Annotated in this window: 25 protein-coding genes; 3 read left to right on the top strand and 22 right to left on the bottom strand. The window is 45.8% G+C overall.

Going from position 1 to position 24858, the window contains the following annotated elements; genetic code table 11:
• Window position 1 precedes the first annotated feature (1 nt).
• Together W04_RS12145 and W04_RS12140 are read left to right on the top strand one after the other, a co-directional pair.
• Window positions 2–1297 (top strand): PAS domain-containing sensor histidine kinase, encoded by a 1296-nt coding sequence (locus W04_RS12145; RefSeq protein WP_053911017.1) that lies wholly within the window; start codon window positions 2–4, stop codon window positions 1295–1297.
• A gap of 194 nt (window positions 1298–1491) precedes the next feature.
• The gene (locus W04_RS12140; RefSeq protein WP_053911107.1) at window positions 1492–2730 is read left to right on the top strand and encodes a LysM peptidoglycan-binding domain-containing protein; all 1239 of its coding nucleotides are present in this window, start codon (window positions 1492–1494) and stop codon (window positions 2728–2730) included.
• Here the strand turns inward: W04_RS12140 and W04_RS12135 are convergent.
• The 22 genes from W04_RS12135 to rpmH all read right to left on the bottom strand — a co-directional run bounded on the left by W04_RS12135 (window position 2727) and on the right by rpmH (window position 22878).
• A complete protein-coding gene (locus tag W04_RS12135; protein ID WP_053911016.1) occupies window positions 2727–3401 on the bottom strand; it encodes a hypothetical protein in 675 nt (224 codons plus the stop codon). The two genes, W04_RS12140 and W04_RS12135, sit on opposite strands and share 4 nt — an antisense overlap.
• Before the next feature lie 124 nt (window positions 3402–3525).
• The gene (locus W04_RS12130; RefSeq protein ID WP_157576434.1) at window positions 3526–4062 is read right to left on the bottom strand and encodes a hypothetical protein; all 537 of its coding nucleotides are present in this window, start codon (window positions 4060–4062) and stop codon (window positions 3526–3528) included.
• Between the two features lie 91 nt (window positions 4063–4153).
• Window positions 4154–5515: a bifunctional UDP-N-acetylglucosamine diphosphorylase/glucosamine-1-phosphate N-acetyltransferase GlmU gene (glmU, locus tag W04_RS12125; RefSeq protein WP_053911014.1), complete on the bottom strand. Its 1362-nt coding sequence runs from the start codon at window positions 5513–5515 to the stop codon at window positions 4154–4156.
• 227 nt (window positions 5516–5742) lie between these two features.
• The gene (locus W04_RS12120) at window positions 5743–6165 is read right to left on the bottom strand and encodes a F0F1 ATP synthase subunit epsilon (protein WP_022944891.1); all 423 of its coding nucleotides are present in this window, start codon (window positions 6163–6165) and stop codon (window positions 5743–5745) included.
• Between the two features lie 13 nt (window positions 6166–6178).
• On the bottom strand, window positions 6179–7564 hold the full coding sequence (atpD, locus tag W04_RS12115; RefSeq protein ID WP_022944890.1) for a F0F1 ATP synthase subunit beta: 1386 nt from the start codon (window positions 7562–7564) through the stop codon (window positions 6179–6181).
• Between the two features lie 32 nt (window positions 7565–7596).
• Window positions 7597–8457, bottom strand: a complete 861-nt coding sequence (atpG, locus tag W04_RS12110; RefSeq protein WP_053911013.1) for a F0F1 ATP synthase subunit gamma — start codon at window positions 8455–8457, stop codon at window positions 7597–7599.
• Window positions 8458–8510: 53 nt separating this feature from the next.
• Complete coding sequence (gene atpA / locus W04_RS12105) at window positions 8511–10052, bottom strand: F0F1 ATP synthase subunit alpha (protein WP_022944888.1); 1542 nt, start codon at window positions 10050–10052, stop codon at window positions 8511–8513.
• Between the two features lie 14 nt (window positions 10053–10066).
• Window positions 10067–10600 carry a F0F1 ATP synthase subunit delta gene (gene atpH, locus W04_RS12100; protein WP_053911012.1) on the bottom strand — a complete coding sequence of 178 codons (534 nt, stop codon included), beginning with the start codon at window positions 10598–10600 and terminating at the stop codon, window positions 10067–10069.
• 16 nt (window positions 10601–10616) lie between these two features.
• Window positions 10617–11087 (bottom strand): F0F1 ATP synthase subunit B, encoded by a 471-nt coding sequence (gene atpF / locus W04_RS12095; RefSeq protein WP_022944886.1) that lies wholly within the window; start codon window positions 11085–11087, stop codon window positions 10617–10619.
• 45 nt (window positions 11088–11132) lie between these two features.
• Complete coding sequence (gene atpE / locus W04_RS12090) at window positions 11133–11366, bottom strand: F0F1 ATP synthase subunit C (RefSeq protein ID WP_053911011.1); 234 nt, start codon at window positions 11364–11366, stop codon at window positions 11133–11135.
• 56 nt (window positions 11367–11422) lie between these two features.
• Window positions 11423–12280, bottom strand: coding sequence for a F0F1 ATP synthase subunit A (gene atpB, locus W04_RS12085; protein WP_053911010.1), 858 nt, complete (start codon window positions 12278–12280; stop codon window positions 11423–11425).
• Between the two features lie 15 nt (window positions 12281–12295).
• On the bottom strand, window positions 12296–12676 hold the full coding sequence (locus W04_RS12080; RefSeq protein ID WP_053911009.1) for an ATP synthase subunit I: 381 nt from the start codon (window positions 12674–12676) through the stop codon (window positions 12296–12298).
• Between the two features lie 145 nt (window positions 12677–12821).
• On the bottom strand, window positions 12822–13742 hold the full coding sequence (locus W04_RS12075) for a ParB/RepB/Spo0J family partition protein (protein WP_053911008.1): 921 nt from the start codon (window positions 13740–13742) through the stop codon (window positions 12822–12824).
• Window positions 13743–13762: 20 nt separating this feature from the next.
• A complete protein-coding gene (locus tag W04_RS12070; protein ID WP_022944881.1) occupies window positions 13763–14548 on the bottom strand; it encodes a ParA family protein in 786 nt (261 codons plus the stop codon).
• Window positions 14549–14564: 16 nt separating this feature from the next.
• On the bottom strand, window positions 14565–15185 hold the full coding sequence (gene rsmG, locus W04_RS12065) for a 16S rRNA (guanine(527)-N(7))-methyltransferase RsmG (protein WP_053911007.1): 621 nt from the start codon (window positions 15183–15185) through the stop codon (window positions 14565–14567).
• Window positions 15186–15200: 15 nt separating this feature from the next.
• Complete coding sequence (gene mnmG / locus W04_RS12060) at window positions 15201–17090, bottom strand: tRNA uridine-5-carboxymethylaminomethyl(34) synthesis enzyme MnmG (protein ID WP_053911006.1); 1890 nt, start codon at window positions 17088–17090, stop codon at window positions 15201–15203.
• Between the two features lie 410 nt (window positions 17091–17500).
• Complete coding sequence (gene mioC, locus W04_RS12055) at window positions 17501–17938, bottom strand: FMN-binding protein MioC (protein ID WP_053911005.1); 438 nt, start codon at window positions 17936–17938, stop codon at window positions 17501–17503.
• A gap of 908 nt (window positions 17939–18846) precedes the next feature.
• Window positions 18847–20211: a tRNA uridine-5-carboxymethylaminomethyl(34) synthesis GTPase MnmE gene (gene mnmE, locus W04_RS12050; RefSeq protein WP_053911004.1), complete on the bottom strand. Its 1365-nt coding sequence runs from the start codon at window positions 20209–20211 to the stop codon at window positions 18847–18849.
• Between the two features lie 105 nt (window positions 20212–20316).
• A complete protein-coding gene (gene yidC, locus W04_RS12045; RefSeq protein WP_053911003.1) occupies window positions 20317–21942 on the bottom strand; it encodes a membrane protein insertase YidC in 1626 nt (541 codons plus the stop codon).
• 27 nt (window positions 21943–21969) lie between these two features.
• Window positions 21970–22221 carry a membrane protein insertion efficiency factor YidD gene (gene yidD / locus W04_RS18735; protein ID WP_082079318.1) on the bottom strand — a complete coding sequence of 84 codons (252 nt, stop codon included), beginning with the start codon at window positions 22219–22221 and terminating at the stop codon, window positions 21970–21972.
• 93 nt (window positions 22222–22314) lie between these two features.
• On the bottom strand, window positions 22315–22740 hold the full coding sequence (gene rnpA, locus W04_RS12040; RefSeq protein ID WP_053911002.1) for a ribonuclease P protein component: 426 nt from the start codon (window positions 22738–22740) through the stop codon (window positions 22315–22317).
• A gap of 3 nt (window positions 22741–22743) precedes the next feature.
• Window positions 22744–22878, bottom strand: a complete 135-nt coding sequence (gene rpmH / locus W04_RS12035) for a 50S ribosomal protein L34 (protein ID WP_045980711.1) — start codon at window positions 22876–22878, stop codon at window positions 22744–22746.
• A 569-nt stretch (window positions 22879–23447) separates the two neighbouring features.
• Between rpmH and dnaA the strand changes: the two genes are divergently transcribed.
• A complete protein-coding gene (gene dnaA / locus W04_RS12030; RefSeq protein ID WP_026111101.1) occupies window positions 23448–24848 on the top strand; it encodes a chromosomal replication initiator protein DnaA in 1401 nt (466 codons plus the stop codon).
• Window positions 24849–24858 lie beyond the last annotated feature (10 nt).

The following is a 24858-nucleotide window of genomic DNA, read 5'->3' as shown; positions in this document are numbered from 1 at the left end:
GATGTCTGCAAATACAAAACTGTCGTTATTGTTAGCTGGCGTTATACTCACGGCATTAGGCGCCCAATATAGTTGGTACAGCTTACAATTACCGGCGCTAACCACAGGCATGGTATTGGTCGCACTGGCCTGCATTTGCAGTATTTTAGTGCTGTTTAAACGCCAAAGCCGCCAAGCGCAATTAGCACTTAAAGCCCTGGCTAACGGGGATAGTAGCCTAGGGTTGCCTCGCAACCATCCTATGCGGGTACAGTATAACGAAGTTAAAGAGCAAATCTTGCAAGCCCGGTTGGCTGCGGAGCAACAAGCCCAGTTTATGCAAACCCTGCTAATCCATATCGATATGGCGGTGTTAGTGTTCGATGCGCAGGGCAATATTATTGAACAAAACCCGGCTGTCGCAAGGCTGCTCGGGGCTCCCGTGAAAGATCTGCAATCGTTAGCGCAGCTCGGTGAGTTTATTAGTGAAGCACAAAGTCAGTGTCAATCAACCGCTCTATGGCAGCGAGGAGAACAGCAGGACACCTTGTCTATACAAATAAGCTTGGCCACCATCCAAGGGCAAGAGCTAAAAATTGTGACTTTGCAGTCGATTCATGAGCAATTACTACTGAAAGAACAACAAGCCTATAAGCGCTTAACGCGCGTTCTCACGCACGAAATTGCCAACTCGATTACCCCACTGTCATCATTGGCACACACCTGCACCGGTCTGTTGCCACAAGGACTGAATTTTACCGATAGCGAAGATAAAGAAGACTTAGCACTTGCTTTACAAACCCTGCATAGCCGCACTGAAGGGTTAAGCGCCTTTATCGCACGTTTTCGATCGATCAGTAATCTGCCCAAGCCAGATCTCAAGGCGCAATCTCTTGCAGATGTGGTAACACGTTGTTGTGCCCTCTTCAAAACAGACTTGGAGCAGCAGCATATTACTCTAGAGCTACAAACCCACAGCGACACTTTAGTGATGTGTGATGCCCAGCAAATTGAGCAGGTATTAATTAATCTGATCAAAAATGCCATAGAAGCAATGAGTGTGAACTGTGCAGACAAAACCTTGTCTATGGTTGTTGATAAAAATAGCCAAGGGCAGTTATACATTGCCGTGTGTGATACCGGTGGTGGCATCAGTAAACAAGCTCAAGAAATGATGTTCGTGCCTTTTTTCACCACCAAACAGCAAGGTTCAGGGATAGGTTTAGCGCTGAGCAAACAAATTATGGTTAGCCATGGTGGCGACCTAACCTACCATGAGCAACCCCAAGGGGCATGTTTACGCTGCGTCTTTGGCTAACACCAATGAGCTCTGAGGGCGCAGTTAGCAAGCCCTCGCTTCAGCGGCCGCTCAGATTTAGCTCACCTTATGTTAAGGTGCCAACGCTAAGCTGATTCGCCGAAAATGACCGAATTCAGTTTATAATTTAAGTAGCATTTATGTATCGAATTTCAGCGCTATTAGTTTTTTTGTTCCTCGCGGGTTGCCAGAGCATGAGCTCGAAGCCCCAGCCCCCTGTAAACAGTGACACCATAAAAACCGAGGCTCAATCCCCAAGTGTAAGTGAAAAGGCGGTACCGCCGTCAGTGCAATCGAAAAAGCCGCAACAACCTCAACAAACACCGCAACAAGTGGACGATGTATGGCAACGTATCCGTATGCAGTTGAGCTTTGCGGACTCGACTCACCCGGATGTGACAAAGCGCGTTGACTGGTATTTATCACATCCTAATTATATGGATGAAATAAGTCGTCGTGCCGAACCTTACTTGTATCATATAGTGACAGAGGTAGAAGCGCGAAACCTGCCAATAGAGTTAGCGCTAATGCCACTGATTGAGAGTGACTTTGATGCCAGCGCCTACTCTCACAAGCATGCTAGCGGCCTATGGCAGTTAACGCCTTCGCTTGCTCAATACTTTGGCGTTAAAATCACGCCTTGGTACGATGGCCGTCAAGATGTATTCGACAGTACAGCGGCGGCGCTAGACTTTATTGAATACCTGTATAAGCGTTTTGATGGCAACTGGTATCATACTATTGCTGCATACAATGTTGGTGAAGGCCGAGTGCGCAATGCTATTGCGGCCAATAAAAAAGCGGGGAAAAGCACGGATTTTTTCGCGCTCAAACTGCCCAAACAAACGCGCAAATATGTGCCCAAACTGCTTGCTGCAGTGCATTTGCTAAAACATGAAAAAATGGACTTCCCAGCAATTGATAACAGCCCAGCCATTTCGCCTCTCCCCATCAAAGGCGCGGTTATTTTAGCCGATAAGTCGCAATGGCAAGATGTGCAAGACCTCAATCACGGCGTAATCCGCTTTCCGGCGATCATCGATGCTCCGCATTTAGTCGTACCCAAGGCGAAGCAACAACACTGGCAGCAAGCCATTGCCAAACAACAAAGTAGTGATTACAGCCAATGGCAGCATTACACCATTGCTAAAGGAGATAGTTTAAGTGTTATTGCCGAGCGTTATGCGCTTAGTGTTAAACAGCTAAAGACGTTCAATAACCTTAGCTCCGATCGTATTCGCATTGGTGATAAGCTGATTTTACCGGTATTAGCCGATGAGCAAATCGAACATAAGGTCAGCTCGGGTGAAAGCTTATGGAAAATTGCCCGCCAGTACCAAGTGAGCATTGCCAAATTAAAACAGTGGAACAACCTTTCAAGCAATATATTACAGGTTGGCGACACCCTCACTGTGTTTCTATCACGCAGTTAATCCTGCAACCATTTACTCATGGCCGCATCAAAGGCGGCCTGCTTTCTTTGTTTGAGATGCGGGCAAATGACTTCACCTGCAGGCATATCCGCTTGTGCCATCGGTGAAGAAGCATCCATGACAAAACAGCGCCCATCTTGGCGTAATAGATAGTTACCCGTCACCTTGTCACCGGCGAGCACCTGCATCGCGCCTGTTGATTGCTGCACTGATGTGATATCTGGACCGGAGTAACGAGGAAGCTCATCAAGCTGTACCTTGCCCACCCCAGCTGATGACTGCGTTTTTGCAAACGCACGAGTGACACGTTGCTCAAAGTGCGCATAAGGGTTTATTTTCACCAGGGTTTTGTCTGCTTTTTCAGCAGCAGCCGCACGGTTTCTAAGAGCTTCACCATGCTGATTAGCTTTTCCTTCACCTTCCTCTTTTTGAGCGAGCGTGGCTGAGCCTGAGTCATTATTCACTGAGCGCTGCGGCTTAATCGTCTCTGGCGCATGCACGGGCTGCTGGTTCTTATTTTCTGGCGGTGGCAAGCGAATCATCACCACCTGCATTGTTGCCGGTGGCTCTTGCTGATGTGCTCGCATTACCGCCGGAGTGGCGGTGCTCAACACATACCCAAGAATTAACATATGGCAAGTAATTGAAATGAGTAAGGCGCGTAAAAACATATCCCTATGCTACATAAATAACATCACCTTATAAGGACTGCAGATACGACTATTTAGTTCATGGGGCTGCGTAAAAATAGAACAAGCCGCATAGCGCGGCTTGTTTTAACTACTTTAAAACCTACTACTTCAGGTTTTCAATAAGCTCATTGGCACGCAGTACAGTCTCATGCAAGCTGTTTTCCAATACGGCATCAACCTTGTCATTATGACAGATTTCAATATCCGTCACCCATGCGGTAACAAATGACTCATTGTGTAACAAAGTAGAGCTGGGGCAAGGCTCAAAGTCATTATATGACGCCCACACTGGCCAGAGTAGATAGTTTGCGACAAACAAAGCTAAGCCACAAAAAAACATTTTATTAAATACTTTACCCACCTGTTTTTGAGCAAGTCTTATACGCTCGTTATCTTTCCACATTTCTTTCGCAGAGCCAATGACGGCAACTATAAAAACGAATAGAATAAGAATCCAGCCTATCACCGTGCAAGACATTATTGGGTCAAATACAATAACAGATAGCCCACTGACTGGATATTTAAAGTGTATTTCCGTCAGCTCAAAACCAAATGAAAACATAAACCACGTAAGTCCAACAACGACTAATGACATACCTGCCAGACAGTACAAATAAAAAGAATCAACTTCCTTGCCCACTTTACCTCTCCTGTAATACAACCAAACCCATATATAGAACAAGCCGCATAGCGCGGCTTGTTCTATTATCACTTGGCGAGTGCTTAACAGCTTAGCTCTTTTTTGTAGGGCGTTGCCAGCCGTCTAAATTACGCTGCTTGCCTCGCGCTACCGCCAGCTGTTTATCGCCCACATTAGTGGTCACGACTGAGCCGGCACCCACTGTGGCAGTGGCGCCAATTTCTACCGGAGCCACCAGCGAAGAGTTGGAGCCAATAAAGGCATGATCGCCGATAATAGTTAGCGACTTATTAACGCCATCGTAATTACAGGTGATTGTGCCGGCGCCTATATTCACCTTTTCGCCTATCTGTGCATCGCCCAAGTAGGTCAGGTGGTTTGCTTTTGAGCCCTTTCCTAGACGGGACTTTTTCATTTCCACAAAATTGCCGATATGAGAGTCTTCTTCCATAACTGCCCCGGGGCGTAGGCGCGCATATGGGCCTAAGGTGCACTTCGCAGCGACACTGGCATCTTCAATCAAGGTATTAGCCTTGATCACCACACCATCACCAATTTTGCAGTCTTTTAATACGCAGTTCGGGCCGATAACAACATCGTCGCCGAGTTCTACCTGACCTTCAAAGATGACATTAACATCAATGTGTACATCCTGACCTGTGGTCACTGTGCCACGTACATCGATGCGGGCCGGGTCGGCTAGACTCGCACCGTTAATCATCAACTGTTCGGCTTGCCAACCTTGATAGGCACGCTCTAACTGAGCGAGCTGTACGCGATTGTTAGCGCCTTCAACTTCCATAGGGTGCGATGGTTGGCTTGAACTGATTTCAACGCCTTCTGAGTGGGCCATAGCGACAATATCGGTAAGGTAGTATTCGCCTTGAGCATTACTGTTCGATAGATTGCCCAACCACTTTTTCAACAACCCGCCATGACAGGCCATGATACCGGTATTAATTTCGGTAATTTTCAGTTGCTCTTCATTGGCATCTTTTTGCTCGACAATACCCACCAGTTTGCCATTATCGCGCAGCATACGCCCATAGCCATTAGGGTCGGCCAAATCCACGGTAAGCACCGCTAGGCCACGCTCAGGAGTGGCTTTTAATAGCCCTTCTAAGGTTTCTTGCTTGGTCAGTGGCACGTCGCCATATAAAATCAGTACTCTATCGTCATCGCCAATATGTTCTTTGGCTACCGCGACAGCATGGCCGGTGCCTAGCTGCTGATCTTGTAGCACCCAATTGACCTCATTATGACCGAGTTGTTGTTTAAGCAACTCGCCACCATGGCCATAAACTAGGTTGGTGCTGGTGGCCCCTAAGGCCTTAGCATTATCAATGACGTGTTGAACCATCGGCTTGCCAGCAACCGGATGCAGCACCTTAGGCAACTTAGAACGCATGCGTGTACCTTTACCCGCAGCTAAAATTACAGTCGTTAAATTCATTCTAATATCCTTTTTTCGCGACGTGACAGCGCACACTCAGCTCACGCTTTAAGTTGGCACATCCTGTGTCCGAACACAGCTGGCTAAAAAGCCGCCAGCGATGTTCTGGTATGGCTATCGACAATACCGACCATTGTATCTGTAACAGTGTGAACATAGAAAGAACAGACATAAAAAAACCCGCGCTTAAAGCGCGGGTTTTTGCAAACCTATGAGGTTGGAAGCGTTTAGCTGTTACGCAATTGACGAATAACACGAAGCTGCGCAAGCGCCTCTTCGAGTTGAATCGCAGCTTTATGGTAATCAAGCTCGCCACTGCCAGCTTTATCCATTTGCTCTTGCGCTTCACGCTTAGCCTGCTCTGCCGCTTGTTCATCAAGCTCTTCAGCTCGTACAGCGGTATCAGCAAGGACAGTTACATTATGAGGTTGTACCTCTAATGTACCGCCAGCAACATAGATGATTTCTTCACCACCTAGTTGCTTTACTAAACGGACCATTCCAGGTTTGAGGGCAGTTAGTAGCGGTGCGTGGCCAGGCATAATACCAAGCTCACCTTCACTACCTGTCACTTGAAGTGATTCTACGCGGCCAGAGAAAATCATCTCTTCAGCGCTTACAACATCAAGATGTACGGTCATAGCTGCCATACTCCCCTCCTAGTTACATGCTTTTCGCTTTTTCAACAGCTTCTTCGATTGAACCTACCATGTAGAACGCTTGCTCTGGTAGCTCATCGTATTCGCCGTCAAGAATGCCTTTAAAGCCTGCGATAGTGTCTTTCAATGAAACGTATTTACCTGGCGCACCTGTAAATACCTCAGCAACGAAGAACGGCTGAGATAGGAAACGCTGGATCTTACGTGCACGTGATACTACTTGCTTATCTTCATCAGACAGCTCGTCCATACCTAGGATGGCGATGATGTCTTTCAGCTCTTTATAACGCTGTAGTACGGTTTGAACGCCACGCGCGATGTCGTAGTGCTCTTGACCGATAACAAGCGGATCTAACTGACGTGAAGATGAGTCAAGTGGGTCAACCGCTGGGTAGATACCTAGTGACGCGATATCACGAGATAGTACAACTGTTGCATCCAAGTGCGCGAACGTCGTTGCTGGTGACGGGTCAGTCAAGTCATCCGCTGGTACATATACCGCTTGGATTGAAGTGATTGAGCCAGTCTTAGTTGACGCGATACGCTCCTGTAGTACACCCATCTCTTCAGCAAGTGTAGGCTGATAACCTACCGCTGATGGCATACGACCTAGTAGTGCTGATACTTCAGTACCGGCTAGGGTATAACGATAGATGTTATCTACGAAGAATAGTACGTCACGACCTTCGTCACGGAACTTCTCAGCCATAGTTAGACCAGTCAAAGCAACACGTAGACGGTTACCTGGTGGCTCGTTCATCTGACCATATACTAGCGATACTTTATCGAGTACGTTTGAGTCGTTCATTTCGTGATAGAAGTCATTACCCTCACGCGTACGCTCACCAACACCAGCGAATACTGAGAAGCCGCTGTGCTCGATTGCGATGTTACGGATAAGTTCCATCATGTTTACGGTTTTACCTACACCGGCACCACCGAATAGACCAACTTTACCACCTTTAGCGAATGGACATACAAGGTCGATTACCTTGATACCAGTCTCTAAAAGTTCAACTGAGTTGCTCTGCTCTTCGTATGAAGGTGCAGCTCGGTGGATAGACATACGGTCTTCTTCACCGATTGGACCAGCTTCATCAATTGGGTTACCCAATACATCCATGATACGACCTAGGGTCTTAGTACCAACTGGAACCATGATTGGCTCGCCAGTATTCTCTACTGCTGTACTACGACGTAGACCGTCAGTAGTACCTAGTGCGATAGCACGTACCACACCGCCACCTAGCTGCTGTTGCACTTCTAGTGTCAAACCTGCTAGGTCGCCTTCTGTAATTTTTAGTGCGTCATATACGGCTGGCACGTTGTCTTGTGGAAACTCGATGTCCACAACGGCGCCGATAATTTGGACGACCTTACCTAAACTCATGTCAATTCCTCTCGTTAAACTTTGCCGAAGCGTTAAACCGCTGCCGAACCGCTCACAATCTCACTGATCTCTTGTGTGATTGCTGCTTGACGCGCTTTGTTGTACTGCAATTGCAACTGATCCATCAGGTCGCCGGCATTATCAGTTGCAGCTTTCATTGCAACCATACGGGCGGCCTGCTCAGAGGCAGCATTCTCAACCACACCTTGATAAACTTGTGACTCAATGAAACGCACCAACAGAGTTTCCAAAATGGCCTCTGGTGATGGCTCGTACAAGTAGTCCCAAGCGTGGGCTGATACTTCTTCTTCAGCTTTTGGCAAAGGTAATAACTGATCGATTACTGGCTCTTGCTTCATGGTATTAACGAAATGGTTATATACCACGAACAAACGGTCAATTTTGCCTTCAGCGAACTCATCGAGCATTACTTTCACAGGACCAATTACGTCCTGAACTGAAGGGGCATCTCCAAGGCCTGCCTTTTTCGCGGCAAGCTGACCACCAAAGCTTTGGAAGAACCCAGCAGCTTTGCTGCCTAGGGTTGCGTAAGTAGCGTCAACGCCCTTTTCTTTCCAAGCCTTTACGTCTTGTGAGACTTTCTTGAACTCATTAGTGTTCAAGCCGCCACACAGACCACGGTCTGTAGAGATAACAATATAACCAACTCGCTTTACATCACGCTCTTCTAAATAAGCGTGACTAAAGTCAAGATTCGCTTGAGCAATACGACCGATCACTTTGCGTAAGTTCTCAGCGTATGGACGGCTAGAAGCAACACGCTCCTGTGCACGCTTCATTTTTGAAGCGGCAACCATTTCCATTGCGCTGGTGATCTTCTGAGTATTTTTAATACTCCCGATCTTGCTTTTAATCTCTTTTCCGCTGGCCATGACTCTCTCTCCGAATCTCGGTGAGCGCAATGCACTCACCTTAGATAACTAAATTACCAAGTTTGCGTTGACTTGAACTTCTCAAGAAGTTCTTTCAACTGTGCTTCAATCTCGGCGTTGTAGTTACCAGTTTCATTGATTTGCGCCATTAGCTCTGCGTACTCGCTTTTAGCGAAGCCGATTAGGCTTGCTTCGAAGTCCATGATTTTGCTTACTTCGATGTCAGCAAGGAAGCCTTTTTCAGCAGCGAAAAGTGATAGAGACATTTCCGCAACAGACATTGGCGTGTACTGTTTCTGCTTCATTAGCTCGGTTACGCGCTCACCATGCTCAAGTTGAGCACGTGTTGCTTCGTCAAGGTCAGAAGCGAACTGCGAGAACGCCGCAAGTTCACGATACTGAGCAAGCGCTAGACGGATACCACCACCTAGTTTCTTAACGATCTTAGTTTGCGCAGCACCACCTACACGCGATACAGAAATACCGGCGTTAACTGCAGGGCGAATACCTGAGTTAAACAAGTCAGTTTCCAAGAAGATCTGACCATCGGTGATTGAAATCACGTTGGTTGGTACGAAGGCAGAAACGTCACCACCTTGAGTTTCAATGATTGGCAATGCCGTCAATGAACCTGTTTGACCTTTCACTTCACCATTGGTGAACTTCTCAACGTAGTCAGCGTTTACACGTGCTGCACGCTCTAGAAGACGTGAGTGAAGGTAGAAAACGTCACCTGGGTATGCTTCACGGCCCGGCGGACGCTTAAGTAGAAGTGAAATCTGACGATACGCTACCGCTTGCTTAGACAGGTCATCGTATACGATAAGCGCGTCTTCACCACGGTCACGGAAGAATTCACCCATAGTACAACCAGCAAACGGTGCTAGGTACTGTAGGGCTGCAGATTCAGAAGCAGATGCTACAACAACAATCGTGTTTTCTAGGGCACCGTGCTCTTCTAATTTACGTACTACGTTAGCAATAGTCGATGCTTTTTGACCAACCGCTACGTACACACACTTAATGCCTGTGTCTTTTTGGTTGATGATAGCGTCGATTGCTAATGCAGTTTTACCAGTTTGACGGTCACCGATAACCAATTCACGCTGGCCGCGACCAACTGGAATCATGGCATCGATAGACTTATAACCAGTTTGAACTGGCTCATCTACTGATTGACGGTCGATTACACCTGGGGCGATTTTTTCGATTGGCTCGAAACCTTCGCTATCCAGTGCACCTTTACCATCGATAGGCTGACCTAGGGTGTTTACTACACGACCTAGAAGACCATTACCGACTGGTACTTCAAGAATACGACCTGTTGATTTAACTTTTACGCCTTCTTTAAGGTCAGCGTAAGGACCCATTACTACTGCACCTACTGAGTCACGCTCAAGGTTCAATGCGATAGCATAACGGTTGCCAGGAAGCTCGATCATCTCACCTTGCATACAGTCAGCTAGACCGTGGATGCGGATGATACCGTCAGTAACAGATACGATAGTACCTTCGTTACGTGCTTCACTTACAACTTCAAACTGCTCAATGCGTTGCTTGATCAGCGCAGAAATTTCTGTGGAATTAAGTTGCATGCTCTTTTTCCCAATTACGATTGTAGTGTGGCCGCTAAGCGGTCAACTTGGCCGCGTATAGACCCGTCGATTACGGTGTCACCGGCACGAATTACCAACCCGCCAACGACGGAGGCATCAACACTACAATTCAGCTTAACTTTGCGTGCGAAACGTTGTTCGAGTGCCGCGCCTAGTTTCTCTTGCTGCGCTGCAGCAAGCTCCGTTGCAGAAATCACTGTGACTTCGATTTCTTTGTCGAACTCAGCCTTAAACTCGGCAAATAGTTCGGCAACGTCAGGCAGGGCGGCTAAACGTTCATTTTCGGCCATTAGCTTGATAAGATTTTGACCCTGTTCGTTGAGTTGGTCAGCACAAACCTTGATGATTACATCGGCTTGGTCAGACACAGACGGCAGGCTGCCAATGACTGCATTAACCTGCTCATCGCTGGCCACTTGGCCAGCGAAGTGCAGCATTTCATGCCATTGGGCAACCGCGCTTTTCTCAACGGCAAGCTCAAAAGCCGCTTTAGCGTATGGGCGAGCGATGGTAGTCAATTCAGACATGCTCATACCCTCCTAGTTACAGCTCTGCGACAAGTTTTTCAACGATGTCGCTGTGTGCGGCTTGGTCGATCTCGCGCTCAAGAATACGCTCAGCACCGACTACTGCTAGAGTAGCAACTTGCTTACGTAAATCTTCTTTCACACGGTTACGCTCTGCTTCAATCTCAGAGTGACCTTGAGCTATGATGTTTTCACGCTCTTGCTGACCACGAGTTGTCTCTTCGTCAACAATAAGCGAGGCACGCTTTTTAGCTTGCTCGATGATTTCAGCAGCTTGAGCTTTCGCTTCTTTTAACTGTTCCGTGGCTTTTTGACGAGCCAGTTCCAAGTCTTTCTCAGCTTTATCAGAAGCAGCTAAACCATCTTCAATTTTCTTTTGGCGAGCTTCAATCGCACTATTTAGCGGTGGCCATACGTACTTCATACAGAACAGCACGAACACCGTAAATGCGATTAATTCACCGATAAGAGTGGCGTTAATATTCACGACCGCTCCTCCTTATTGACAGTTGTTCTAAGAGCTACTAGTGAATTAAAGTGCGAACAACATGTACATAGAGATACCAACACCGATCATAGCTACGGCATCGATAAGACCAGCAAGGATGAACATTTTAACCTGTAGTGAAGGTGCAAGCTCAGGCTGACGCGCACACGCTTCTAGGAATTTACCACCCATGTTACCGAAACCAACTGCAGTACCGATTGCACCGAAGCCGATAAGTAGAGCAACAGCGATATACTTAAGACCTATTACTAGTTCCATTTTTTTCTCCAAAGTTTCAATTGTAAATTAAAGTTAAAATTTAAAAGTGTAAAAAATTAGTGATTATCTGAGCTTGCCATGCTTAGGTAAACGATTGTTAGCATCATAAATACGAATGCTTGCAGCCAGATTACTAAGATGTGGAACGCAGCCCAAATAAAGTGCAACGGTAGTTGCATTAAACCAACAGCGCCGATAAGGATGAAGATCATCTCACCTGCATACAGGTTACCGAACAAACGCAGTGCCAATGAAAACGGCTTAGCAATCAATGAAATTAGCTCTAACAGCAAGTTACATGGAATTAAAAACACCATTGCTAGCTTGTTCTTAGTGCTAAACGGGTGCAGCGTTAACTCAGCAAGGAAACCACCGATGCCTTTAATGCGAATTGAGTAACCAATCATTAGCAAGAATACGCCAATGGCAAGACCTGCAGTCATGTTCAAGTCAGTGGTTGGTACGATTTTCATGTATACGTCATGAGAGTCCATACCAAATGCTGTTTCGCCCACCCAGCCTGCAAATGCAGGAAGGAAATCAACCGGGATCAAATCCATAAGGTTCATTAGGAATACCCAAACGAAAATCGTTAAGGCAAGGGGGGCAATTAACTTACTTTTACCGTGGTAAGTGTCGCGTACGTTGTCGCCAACGTATTCAACGATCATTTCAATGAAGCATTGAAACTTACCAGGTACACCTGTGTGTGCTTTTTTAGCGGCGCCACGGAAGATCCATAAGAATATAAGACCTAATCCGATTGACCATGCGAGGGTATCTACATGCCATGTCCAGAAGCCACTGTCCGCACATGCTTTGTTGAACTCAATACCGGCATCGGTTGAGCACATCTTTGCATTGGTCAAGTGGTGCTGAATATGGCTCGATAGAGTCACTTCTTCTGCAGCCATGTTTTATCCCAAAAGTTAATGATTAAAAAAAATCGGTGCTATCCACTGTGTGGCAAATATCAGCAAATAAGCGCTGAAAAAGGGTACTGGAAGCAATAAAAAATGTTTAAAAGCCAGTACGAACATACACACAGTGAGCAAAAACTTTAACGCCTTTCCTCGTTTCAACGAGCTTAGGACTTGTTCTGATTTACTTGCGCCCATATATCTAAATGCATAAGCGGCAAATACAAAATTAGGGAGTACAACAGTCAAGCCTCCAAGCCATGCTGAGAGACCGGCTTCTACTCCCCAACCTACTAAAACTATTACTGCAGCGATTGTTGCTACGACACCCTGAAAAAGAACGCCCTTAAATGCGGCGCGGCGATACGGGCCTGCTAACCTTTGCGTCACTTTTTATTAACCTTAATAACGTTAAATTTTATTAGGGTGTGAAAACTGGCGAAATTATACTTGTTTTTGGCTGATTTGCAACTTGAGTCAGTGCGATTTGGGGGAATTTCACCCCCGTAAAACAGGGGTGAGAGCGCCTTAGCGACTAATCTTTAAACTGTGGGTCAATACGGTGAAGAATTCCGTCTAACTCCTCAAGGTTTGTGTAAGAAATCACCAACTTACCTTTTCCTTTTTGGTTGTAGTTAATTTCTACCTTAGCGCCGAGATTATCTTCGAGCTTTTGCTCTAACTGTATGACATCTGGATCTTTTTCTTTCTTCTGCGGCTTTTCTACGGGCTCTAGAATAGAACGCACGAGTTTTTCGGTTTCACGCACGGTTAGCGCTTTAGCTACGGCAGTGCGTGCCGCTTCAGACTGCAACTCGCCACTTAACGCTAATAAACACCGAGCATGACCCATTTCAATATCGCCATGCTCTAACATGATTTTAACATCATCGTTAAGGTTATTGAGTCGTAATAAGTTAGTGACAGTGGTGCGCGATTTGCCAACGGCATCAGCCACTTGCTGGTGCGTTAACTCAAATTCATCAATCAGTCGACCTAAAGCGATGGCCTCTTCCATAGCATTTAAATCTTCACGTTGAATGTTTTCAATCAACGCAATAGCAACTGCTGCTTCATCCGGAACTGCCTTGATAAGGCAAGGCACCACATCAAGTTTAGCTAACTGGGCGGCGCGCCAACGGCGTTCACCGGCGATGATTTCATAGCTGTCAGGTGCAACTTGGCGCACGACGATGGGCTGAATAATACCTTGTGCACGAATGGAGGAAGCAAGTTCTTCTAACGCTTCCTCTGACATATCTTTTCGCGGCTGGTACTTTCCAGGACGTAAAAATTCGATCGCTAACTTTTGCAACTCACCACTTTGCGCGTTCGCTTGCGCTTGTGAGTGTTCTTCAACAGATGCATCTGCGCTTGGCGCTGGGCCAGGTGCTGGCTTAGATGACGTCAGTAGGGCGTCTAGACCCCGTCCTAATCCACGTTTTTTAGCAGACATTGGTTGGCTTACCTCTACGTTTAGGCGACTGCAGGTGTTTGTTTTTCTTTTCTGCGCAGTATTTCACCGGCCAAGGCAAGGTAGGCTTTGGCGCCTGCAGAGGCTCGGTCATAATACATGGCCGGCGCACCAAAGCTAGGGGCTTCTGCGAGACGAACATTGCGCGGAATAACGGTTCGGTAGACCTTATCGCCAAAGTGCTGTTTCAATTGCTCAGAAACATCATTGGCAAGGCGGTTGCGCGGATCGTACATGGTTCGCAAGATGCCTTCAATCTGTAATTTCGGGTTCACTAACTGCGCCAATTGCTCGATGGTTCCCATCAGCGCTGTAATTCCTTCAAGGGCATAGTACTCACACTGCATAGGCACAAGTACCGAATCAGCGGCGGCCATGGCATTGACGGTCAGCATGTTCAGTGAGGGCGGGCAATCGATGAAGATATAATCATATTGCTCTAGAATTTTCTCCAACGCGTTACGCAGGCGCACTTCGCGTGCGAACAATTCCATAAGCTTAACTTCAGCGGCAGTCACATCGCCATTAGCGGCGATTAAGTGGTATTCACCCGAGGTTTGCTGGATGACAACGTCATCAAAAGGCTGCTCTTCAATGAGCAAGTCATAAATAGTGGCGACATCATCGTACTTATCAACGCCGCTACCCATGGTCGCATTGCCTTGAGGATCGAGATCGATAAGTAAAACTTTACGCTTGGTCGCAGCCATAGAGGCCGCCAAATTCACGGCTGTGGTGGTTTTACCCACGCCTCCTTTTTGGTTTGCAATTGCAATGACTTTAGCCACGGTGATCCTCTGCCAATTAAGCTTTTTTTAGAATTATAAGATGACGTTCGCCCTGAAGCTCTGGAACTGATAACTCAATGTCCTGGGAAAACGAAAATCCAGCAGGGAGGTTGGCAAGTTCCTGCTCAGGATATTGGCCTTTCAAAGCTATAAAACGTCCATCTTGATCAATTAAATGTGCGCACCAATGCAACATATCATCAATAGAGGCAAAGGCACGAGAAAGCACTCCATCTAATTTAACACTTGGCTGATAATCTTCAACTCGACTCTGTACGGCGGTTACATTTTTTAGGCCAAGCTCATGTTTTACTTGCTTAAGAAAAGTCACACGCTTGCCAAGGCTATCCAGTAGTACAAATTCGGTGTCGGGTAGGGCAATGGCTAACACCATACCCGGTAAGCCTGGGCCGGTGCCAACATCAATGTAGTGTTTACCCTCTAAATGTTCAGCTACCACCAAACTATCCATAATATGCTTTACCAGCATCTCATTAGGGTCGCGAACAGACGTCAAATTGTATGCTTTGTTCCACTTGTTCAATAAAGCAACGTAAGCGAGCAACTGATTAATTTGTTGCTCGTTTAGAGAGATATTGGCAGCGGCCAATAACTGCGTAAATTTTTTTTCTAACATGGGTGTGTTATGTGGTTACGCTGACTTGCGTAACATGCCCTGCTTTTTCAGATACACCAATAATAGCGAAATCGCCGCTGGAGTAATACCAGAAATACGCGATGCTTGGCCAATGGTGTCCGGGCGAGCTTCGCTAAGCTTGGCAACAACCTCATTTGATAAGCCTGATACTTGGCTGTAATCAAACTGTGCAGGCAAAATAGTTTGCTCATGGCGCAGCTGCTTTGCGATCTCGTCTTGTTGACGAGCAATGTACCCAGCATACTTTGTTTGAATCGCTACCTGTTCGAGTGCTTGCTGGTTGTCTGACTCACTCGCTAAACCTTCGATAGCGGTAAGATCGCGATAGTTGATCTCAGGGCGACGGATCAACTCTTCTAAACTGGCTTCACGGGTCATCGGTGATTTTAACAACGCGTTCACTGCTTCCTGTGCTGGGTGATCTTTATGGATCCAGGTGGAACGAATACGCTGTGTTTCTTGTTCCATCACTTCTAATTTTTCATTAAATGCAGCCCAACGCTGGTCATCGACCAAGCCCAGTTCTCGGCCTTTCTCGGTGAGACGCAAGTCAGCATTATCTTCGCGAAGTAGTAATCGGTATTCGGCACGTGAAGTAAACATGCGATAGGGCTCTTTGGTACCTAGCGTGGCTAAGTCATCAATTAATACCCCTGTGTATGCTTCATCACGGCGTGGAGTCCAAGCTTCTTTGCCTTGTACTTGCAACGCGGCATTCATACCAGCAATAAGCCCTTGTGCTCCGGCTTCTTCATAACCTGTGGTGCCGTTTATTTGCCCAGCAAAGAAAAGCCCTTGAATAAACTTCGTTTCTAATGACGGCTTAAGATCCCGAGGGTCGAAAAAGTCATACTCAATGGCATAACCAGGGCGACAGATGTGGGCTTGCTCAAATCCAGCGATGCTGTTGACTATTTGCATCTGTACGTCAAATGGCAAACTCGTGGAAATACCATTTGGGTATAGCTCATAAGAGGTTAACCCTTCTGGTTCAACGAAGATCTGATGTTTATCTTTATCGGCAAAACGAACTATTTTATCTTCAATCGATGGGCAGTAACGCGGACCGATCCCCTCAATCACGCCTGAATACATAGGCGATCGGTGCAGATTTTCATTGATAATCTCGTGCGTTTTGTCGTTTGTGTAGGTGATATAACAGGGGATCTGCTGCGGATGATCTTCCACCTTACCCATAAACGAAAACACAGGTGTAGGCGTATCACCAGGTTGTGTTTGCATTTTGCTGAAGTCGACGGTGCGAGCATCAATTCGTGGAGGCGTGCCTGTTTTCAGACGATCAACGCGAAAAGGTAATTCACGTAAGCGCTGTGCTAACGCAATTGAAGGCGGATCACCAGCGCGGCCACCTTTAAAGTTTTCTAAGCCAATATGGATTTGGCCACCTAAAAAGGTTCCTACGGTAAGTACCACGGATGGTGCACTGAACTTCAATCCCATCTGGGTGACAACACCTGTAACTTTGTCACCCTCTACAATCAGATCATCACAGGATTGCTGGAAGATCTTTAAGTTTTCTTGGCGCTGCAGAATCGCTTGTATTTCCGCTTTGTACAACGCTCTATCAGCTTGGGCACGAGTTGCACGTACAGCAGGGCCCTTCGATGAGTTTAATGTTCGAAATTGGATCCCGCCTTTGTCGATCGCTTTTGCCATGGCACCGCCAAGGGCATCGATCTCTTTCACCAAATGGCCTTTGCCGATCCCACCGATTGCAGGGTTGCATGACATTTGCCCTAAGGTGTCCATATTATGCGTTAGCAATAGCGTATTCATGCCCATTCGTGCAGAGGCCAAAGCGGCTTCTGTACCAGCGTGACCGCCGCCAACGACAATGACATCAAAGTGCTCATGAAAAATCATTTAATGCTTCCTACAACCAGTGAAATATTAAGAGGAGGCGTATTCTACCTAGAAATTAGCTTAAGGGAAATGGTTAAATAATGTTCACTCAAGGTAAAGAGATCTTATATATAAAAGGATCTTTTAAAGAGATCTTTTATTGATCTTACTACTAGGATCCTACTTTTCTGTTGATAACCCTATAAAACGTATGATTAACAACAAATTAAGCGATCTAAGTTATTGTGAGTATGATCGGATCTAGTAGGGGAGAACATCTGATCAAAAGGCCCTTTTATACACAGGCAAGATTCGCTTCGATCTTATCAAGTGTATAATCATGGTTAAGATCGCAAGATACCAAGCTTTTATCCACATACCGATCGAAAAAACAATAAATATGTGTATAACTTTTTAGTAAGATCGTTTTATTACAAGTGTTTTAATAGTTCTGGTAACCACCGTTCAGCCGTATCTTCAGGTAGATCTTCGCCAAGAACATCTATCTCCAAGCGAGGTAAGAGTGGCTGAGCTTGTTTTGACAGCAACAACTGCTCGATGTTTTTGGCCGCATAGTTATAGGTATCGTAACTAGAATCTCCTATACCAATGATCGCAAAGCGAATATTGTCGAGATTAGTGAGGGCATTGAGATCTTCAACAAAAGGCTGCAAATTATCAGGATAGTCGCCAGCGCCATGGGTTGATGTGCAGATCAACCATGCAGCCTCCATTTTCATATCCTTAAGATCAGGTTGCTCATGTAAAGTACAGCTTATGCCTTGATCTTCCATTAAGTCACTTAACTGTTCGGCCACATATTCAGTGCCGCCCATTTGACTACCAATAATAATTTCGAGCTGGCTCATTGTTACTACGCCTAAATGTTGTTGCACCCATGATACCTGATCTGTGGTTAGGCTCAATTGATCTTAATCCCTGTGTGTAGTTCTGAACATCAATAGCTGTTTAAAATAAATATATAATTATGATAAATATAGAGTTTTTAATTTTTAAAGCTGTTGATAAAAAGTCGATAAGCTTAGGTTAAAAAGCCATACCCGTTCATCATAACTGGGTAATTTCATGCTATTTTCTACTGATAAAGAAAAATTGCATGGGTGTGTATGCTTTGCTTGTGGATAATGATCAATAGAGATTATCTCGGTGTATTTTTGGATCTATAAAACTCATTTAATAGATCCAATACTTCTATAAATTTTCTATTTATTGGCTTCATTTCTTTTGTGAGTGCCCGTTTTTTTGGATCTGATGCGCTTAATGTGCCAAGCCTCCAGCCTCAAATGATTTGTTAATGTTAAAACCCATGAATGACTGCTACCCAAACTAGCTATGTGTGACAGATCTTTTCACTGTTAATCACACTTTTTGGTGCAGATAGGCATATCAGTTCTTAATTAATCACTATAAAAACTGCTCAGTTACGAGTCGCTGGTAGCTAATATTCACACAAAATAGCGCCGATTTTGCCGCAAATATGCATAATCACTATGCTGTTGCTGTAGGCACTTAGCATCGGTGAGAGCTTATTTAACGCTAGGTTAGCATTGTTTTTTGCCAATAAATTAGCTGGTGACGAGCTCACTTATTCGTTCGTTTTGCCCTGATAGCTAGCAGTCATTTTAGGATTGAGTCGTTGACTATGAGGTGATCCAAGCTTTTTTTGCTGATGATAGGTGTATTTTGGAGTGTTGAGTTACTGAGCGGGAGCTGAAAAAAAGCCCACACAAAGGTGGGCTCGCTAAACTTTATTAATCTATTTACCGATACAAAAGGAGCTGAAGATCTTGCCGAGTAGATCGTCAGAGGTGAATTCGCCGGTGATCTCGCTTAAATACTGCTGGGTTAAACGCAGCTCTTCTGCCAAGATTTCCCCGGCCACATGGGCTTCAAGTTGCTCTTGACCCGTATACAAGTGCTGCTGCGCCCGCTCTAATGCATCTAAATGACGGCGGCGAGCCATAAAGCTGCCTTCTTGGGTGCCCTCAAAACCTATGCATGATTTAAGGTGCTCTCGCACATGGTCAATGCCTTGTGCTTGTTTGGCGCTGAGGCGAATAACCGGGTGAGTAGGGTGGTCATCAAATCCTGGTTGCTCGCCACTGAGATCGACTTTATTCCTGATCACGGTAATGCCCATATTGGCGGGCAGCTTAGCGGTAAACTCTGGCCATATTTGCTCTGGAGTGGTGGCATTCGTCTCCGTGGCATCAACCATAAACAGCACACGATCGGCTTGGTTGATTTCTTCCCAAGCGCGTTCTATTCCTATTTGCTCGACCTTATCTGGGCTTTCACGTAGTCCTGCGGTATCAATAATATGCAAAGGCATCCCATCGATATGGATATGCTCTTTTAATACATCACGAGTGGTGCCTGCGATATCGGTGACAATGGCGGCATCGCGCCCTGCAAGGGCGTTAAGCAAGCTTGATTTACCGGCATTAGGGCGACCAGCAATGACCACGCGCATACCATCACGAATAATGCTGCCTTGCTTCGCTTGTTTGCTTACTGCCGCGACCTTATCGAGAATAGCTTGCAAGTCGTTGCCAACCTTACCATCACTAAGAAAATCGATTTCTTCATCAGGGAAGTCAATGGCCGCTTCCACATACATGCGCAAGTGAATAACTTGCTCCACCAGCTCTTCAATATGTTTTGAAAACTCGCCTTGTAGTGAGTGCAGGGCACTTTTAGCCGCTTGTTCTGAGGTTGCATTAATTAAATCGGCAATGGCTTCGGCTTGGGTTAAATCAAGCTTATCGTTGAGAAAAGCCCGCTCCGAGAATTCACCGGGCTTGGCCAAGCGTACGCCCTCAAGTTGGCTAATCTCTTTTAACAACATGTCGAGAATCACAGGGCCGCCATGGCCTTGTAGTTCTAGCACGTCTTCGCCGGTGAAAGAATGTGGGCCTTGAAAGAACAGCGCTATGCCCTGGTCTAATTGTTGTTGCTGCAGGTCATTAAAAGGCAGGTATTCGGCGTAGCGGGTACGTGGGCAGCGTCCTAAAATGCGCTCTGCGACCAGCTTTGCATGGCTGCCAGAAACACGAATAATACCCACACCACCACGACCTGGCGCGGTGGCTTGAGCAACGATTGTATCTTGTGAAAGCATAGAATTACTCGATAAAGCCTGAATGGATGTATTGTAACCTAATGTTGTTATAAACAATAAAAAAGCGGCTCTTAGGCCGCTTTTTTTAGCTTCAATAGCGGGTTGTTAACCGCGTACTTTCATGCCTTTTTTCTCCATACCGCGATAAATAATCAGCATTTGCGCAATGGAGATAAGGTTAGACACGAGCCAGTATAGAACCAGACCTGATGGGAACCATAAGAAGAAAACCGAGAAGATTACTGGCATCCAGGTCATCATCTTTTGTTGCATCGGGTCGGTAACCGTCATTGGCTGTAGTTTCTGCATCAAGAACATACTCGCACCGAACAAGATAGGCAGTACGTAGTAAGGGTCTTTTGATGACAGGTCAGTTAGCCATAGGCCGAACTCAGCATGACGTAGTTCTGGCGATTCTAGGAATACATAGAACAGCGCCAAGAAGATAGGCATTTGTAGTAACAGCGGGAAACAGCCACCCATCGGGTTTACTTTTTCCTTCTTGTACATTTCCATCATGGCCTGACCGAACTTCTGGCGGTCATCACCGTAGCGCTCTTTCAGTGCTTGCATTTTCGGTTGCAGGGCACGCATCTTCGCCATGGAGGTGTACTGCGCTTTCGTTAATGGGAAGAGTAATGACTTCACCACAATAGTGATGGCGATAATAGCCAGACCCCAGTTACCTAAGAAGCTGTAAAGGAACTTAAGTAGGGTGAGCAATGGTTGTGAAATAAACCATAGCCAGCCATAGTCAACAGCCAAATCAAGGTTAGGGTGAATGGCTTCAAGGGCATCAGTGTCTTTAGGGCCCATATAGTAAGTGGCGCTGATGTCTGCGGTGCTATTGGCTGCCACTGTAATTGGCTCTGATTTTACACCAATTTGCGCAACTGAAGGCGTGATAAGGCGCATATAGACGGTGTTTTGTTGCTCTTGGTTTGGTACCCAGGCACTGACAAAGTAGTGCTGAAGAAAAGCGATATAGCCGCCTTGCGTGGTTTTATTTAATTGTTTGTCTTCAATATCAGAGAACGAGTATTTTTCATAATTTATCTCGTCTGTACCGTAAGCACCACCAAGGTAGCTTTGATCAATTAAACTGCCTTTTTCTTGCACTGTACGCTTAACTTGTGCAAACAACTGCACTTGCAGTGGCGCTGCGGTGGTATTTTCTACGTTGTAGTCCATCGCTACATCGTACTGACCCTGTTTAAAGGTGTAAGTTTTAGTAAAGCGAACGCCTTGCTCATCAACGAAAGTCAGCGGCACCGTTAAGGTATCGCCATTGAGCGTATATTGTAGCTTCTCAGAGTCATACACTGGGCGTTCGGCCTGCGCATCAGGACCATTTAAACCAATTAAGCCACTTTGTGAGAAGTACTGATTGCCATCAAACTCCCCCAATAATAGGTAAGGAGTATCGCTGCCATGGGTTTCAGCGTGCTCAAGCAACTTAGTTTCGATGATGTCACCGCCCAAGGTATCAATTTTTACGGCAAATACATCGGTAGTCACTTCGATAATTTTACGGTCCACAGCAGTGGCAGTAAGGGAATTATCAACGTCTGATTGCGGTACATCTGACTGACCGGCCTGCTGGCTTTGCGTCTTTTGTTGCGTTTGGGCACTAGGCTGCTGCGGTTGGTTGTAGTCATTATTCCATTCTTGGAATAATAAAAACGACACCAACAACAGGCCGATTATTAAAAACGTGCGTTGCGATTCCATAACAGCTCTTATTTCTCGTCGTTTAGATTAATGATGGTTACGTTTGCTAGGTACGGGGTCATCCCCACCAGCATGTAAAGGATGGCATTTTACTATTCGTTTCGTTGCCAACCAACTGCCTTTTATTGCTCCGTGCATTTTTATAGCTTGCAGAGCATACGAAGAGCAGCTCGGATTAAAGCGACAACTGGGCCCAAGTAGGGGGCTTATCCACTTTTGATAACCTCTAATTACAATAATGAGGCTGTGTTTTGGTATAGCCAAAATATGGGCGATCATAGGTAAGCCTCAGTACTGAGCAGAGTGATTGTGAATACTCAGTGAGTGTCGATTAAAAGGTGAGCTAAAGATACCTGAAAAAGACGCTAAATTCTATGATTGCTGGCGCTTTTGCTGCCCATTAGGACGCTTTTTGCCATGACGTCTGGGTGGTGGCTTGTATCCTGGTTTACAACGCTCATTGATTTTTCGCCATAACTTATCAAGCTCAGCACGAATTTCGGTATTAGAACGCTCATCAATACCGCGCTTAACCATAAGCACAATATCAATGTTATCTAACTGATGTTGATTGAGACGAAAACTCTCACGGGCGATACGCTTAATGCGGTTGCGTTGGTTGGCTTGCTTCACATTTTTTTTTGCTACGGTTAAACCAATGCGAGGATTATCTAAGTTGTTTGGTTTAGCTAGTAATGTGAATAGAGCGGTTGCTGCCCGAGCGGGCTCGTTAAAAATGCGGGAATAATGCGAGGGAGTTAACAGTCGTAACTCCCTGCCAAAGCGAAAGTCTTCCACTAATTAAGCAGAAAGTACTTTGCGGCCTTTAGCACGGCGACGTGCTAGTACTTTACGGCCATTTGCTGACGCCATGCGAGCACGGAAACCGTGAGTACGCTTGCGCTTAAGTACGCTAGGTTGAAAAGTTCTTTTCATAACAATTCCATCCGATCGGTTAAGGTTTAAATTAACTGTGTGGGTCGCGATCCTCACACAGACGCAGACACTGCACAAAGCCAAGTGATTTACACCGGACAATAAGCGGTGCCTTAGCGAGCGCGGAATTCTATAGATAGTCTTGGCCAAAGTCAATGAAAATAACAGTGCTATGGGAGTAAGGGAGCGAAAAAATTGTGCTCAGATCGGCGAGCGATCTTAAAAAGATCGGTGATTAATTGAAGTTTTCCACAGGCTCTGTTTAAAAAGTGCATAAATCCACTTAATAACCTGAATTGATCTTAAAAATTGAATACGATCAAACCCTAATTAATGGCCTGGCTAACTTCTATTTTTAAAATTTATATTAAATAAAAACAGTGTCTTACGTAAATTTTGCGCCGGGAGCATAATTTCTAAAAAAATCAATATTGAAGTTGTGGATAAATAGGCGTCATAATGGACAGCCGGATCGCACCAAGGCGCAGATTCAGGGAAGACAAGCAACGACAACCTTCACCCGTGATGTACGGGTATCAATAATACAAACCTAATTTCGGGAGTACACTGTGTATCTGTCAGTTTGGCAAAGTTGTTTATATGTGTTGCAGGATGAACTACCGTCGCAACAATTTAGTATGTGGGTGCGCCCGCTCCAAGCTGAAAGTACAGACGACACTTTAACTATTTATGCGCCTAACCGTTTTGTGCTTGATTGGGTTCGCGAAAAGTACCTGAACCGGATCAATGAACTATTAGTTGAAATTTGTGGTGACGAAGCTCCCGAATTGCGCTTTGACGTGGGCAGCAAACCGATACTCAACGGTAACACGCCCGCCCCCAGTAGTAATACGAATAATACCCAGGCAGCGAGTGCTAGCAGCGCTCCAGCGGTCACCCAAAGTGCGCAGGCACCTGCCGCAGTAGAACCGGCACCCAAGTCACAGTACAAATCGAATATCAAAGAAAATTATACCTTTGACAATTTTGTTGAAGGTAAGTCAAACCAATTAGCTAAAGCAGCAGCGACACAGGTGGCGGATAACCCAGGTTCGGCATTTAACCCTGTCTTCATTTATGGTGGTACAGGCTTGGGTAAGACGCACTTATTGCACGCGGTGGGTAACGGTATTTTAGCTAAAAAAGAAAACGCTAAAATCGTTTATATGCATTCCGAGCGCTTCGTGCAAGATATGGTCAAAGCTCTGCAAAATAATGCCATTGAAGAGTTCAAGCGCTATTACCGCAGTGTTGATGCCTTACTTATTGATGACATTCAGTTTTTTGCTAATAAAGAGCGCTCTCAAGAAGAGTTCTTTCATACCTTTAATGCGCTGTTAGAAGGTAATCAGCAAATTATTCTGACTTCTGATAGATACCCAAAAGAAATAGAAGGCGTTGAAGACCGTCTTAAATCACGTTTTGGCTGGGGCTTAACTATTGCGATTGAGCCACCGGAGTTAGAAACTCGGGTGGCTATTTTGATGAAAAAAGCGCAGCAAAGTAAGATTAATTTACCCCATGAAGTGGCCTTCTTTATTGCCAAGAAACTGCGCTCAAATGTGCGCGAATTGGAAGGCGCACTTAATCGGGTCATCGCTAACGCAAACTTTACTGGGCGACCAATTTCAATCGACTTTGTTAAAGAAGCCTTGCGCGATCTACTCGCTTTGCAAGATAAGTTGGTGACTATCGATAATATTCAACGCACAGTGGCAGAGTATTATCGAATTCGCGTATCAGATTTACTATCTAAACGCCGCAGCCGCTCTGTAGCTCGTCCACGACAAGTGGCCATGGCGCTATCTAAAGAATTAACCAATCACAGCCTGCCAGAAATAGGCGATGCCTTTGGTGGGCGTGATCACACAACCGTGCTGCATGCATGCCGCAAGGTTAAATCACTGCGTGAAGAAAATCACGAAGTGAAAGAAGACTATCAAAATCTAATAAGAACTTTGTCATCTTAAGGTCAGCCTT

The organism is Pseudoalteromonas sp. SW0106-04, assembly GCF_001293805.1.
Lineage (GTDB): Bacteria > Pseudomonadota > Gammaproteobacteria > Enterobacterales > Alteromonadaceae > Pseudoalteromonas > Pseudoalteromonas ruthenica.
Note: the sequence above shows the minus strand (reverse complement) of the source record. Positions and strands in the feature narration are given on the sequence as shown.

What these genes read in the sequence shown, in the direction of transcription:
- W04_RS12145 (WP_053911017.1), top strand. Translation starts at nt 2, where the DNA reads ATGTCTGCAAATACAAAACTGTCGTTATTGTTAGCTGGCGTTATACTC.
- W04_RS12140 (WP_053911107.1), top strand. Translation starts at nt 1,492, where the DNA reads ATGAGCTCGAAGCCCCAGCCCCCTGTAAACAGTGACACCATAAAAACC.
- W04_RS12135 (WP_053911016.1), bottom strand. Translation starts at nt 3,401, where the DNA reads ATGTTTTTACGCGCCTTACTCATTTCAATTACTTGCCATATGTTAATT.
- glmU (WP_053911014.1), bottom strand. Translation starts at nt 5,515, where the DNA reads ATGAATTTAACGACTGTAATTTTAGCTGCGGGTAAAGGTACACGCATG.
- W04_RS12120 (WP_022944891.1), bottom strand. Translation starts at nt 6,165, where the DNA reads ATGGCAGCTATGACCGTACATCTTGATGTTGTAAGCGCTGAAGAGATG.
- atpD (WP_022944890.1), bottom strand. Translation starts at nt 7,564, where the DNA reads ATGAGTTTAGGTAAGGTCGTCCAAATTATCGGCGCCGTTGTGGACATC.
- atpG (WP_053911013.1), bottom strand. Translation starts at nt 8,457, where the DNA reads ATGGCCAGCGGAAAAGAGATTAAAAGCAAGATCGGGAGTATTAAAAAT.
- atpA (WP_022944888.1), bottom strand. Translation starts at nt 10,052, where the DNA reads ATGCAACTTAATTCCACAGAAATTTCTGCGCTGATCAAGCAACGCATT.
- atpH (WP_053911012.1), bottom strand. Translation starts at nt 10,600, where the DNA reads ATGTCTGAATTGACTACCATCGCTCGCCCATACGCTAAAGCGGCTTTT.
- atpE (WP_053911011.1), bottom strand. Translation starts at nt 11,366, where the DNA reads ATGGAACTAGTAATAGGTCTTAAGTATATCGCTGTTGCTCTACTTATC.
- atpB (WP_053911010.1), bottom strand. Translation starts at nt 12,280, where the DNA reads ATGGCTGCAGAAGAAGTGACTCTATCGAGCCATATTCAGCACCACTTG.
- W04_RS12075 (WP_053911008.1), bottom strand. Translation starts at nt 13,742, where the DNA reads ATGTCTGCTAAAAAACGTGGATTAGGACGGGGTCTAGACGCCCTACTG.
- rsmG (WP_053911007.1), bottom strand. Translation starts at nt 15,185, where the DNA reads ATGTTAGAAAAAAAATTTACGCAGTTATTGGCCGCTGCCAATATCTCT.
- mnmG (WP_053911006.1), bottom strand. Translation starts at nt 17,090, where the DNA reads ATGATTTTTCATGAGCACTTTGATGTCATTGTCGTTGGCGGCGGTCAC.
- mioC (WP_053911005.1), bottom strand. Translation starts at nt 17,938, where the DNA reads ATGAGCCAGCTCGAAATTATTATTGGTAGTCAAATGGGCGGCACTGAA.
- mnmE (WP_053911004.1), bottom strand. Translation starts at nt 20,211, where the DNA reads ATGCTTTCACAAGATACAATCGTTGCTCAAGCCACCGCGCCAGGTCGT.
- yidC (WP_053911003.1), bottom strand. Translation starts at nt 21,942, where the DNA reads ATGGAATCGCAACGCACGTTTTTAATAATCGGCCTGTTGTTGGTGTCG.
- yidD (WP_082079318.1), bottom strand. Translation starts at nt 22,221, where the DNA reads ATGATCGCCCATATTTTGGCTATACCAAAACACAGCCTCATTATTGTA.
- rpmH (WP_045980711.1), bottom strand. Translation starts at nt 22,878, where the DNA reads ATGAAAAGAACTTTTCAACCTAGCGTACTTAAGCGCAAGCGTACTCAC.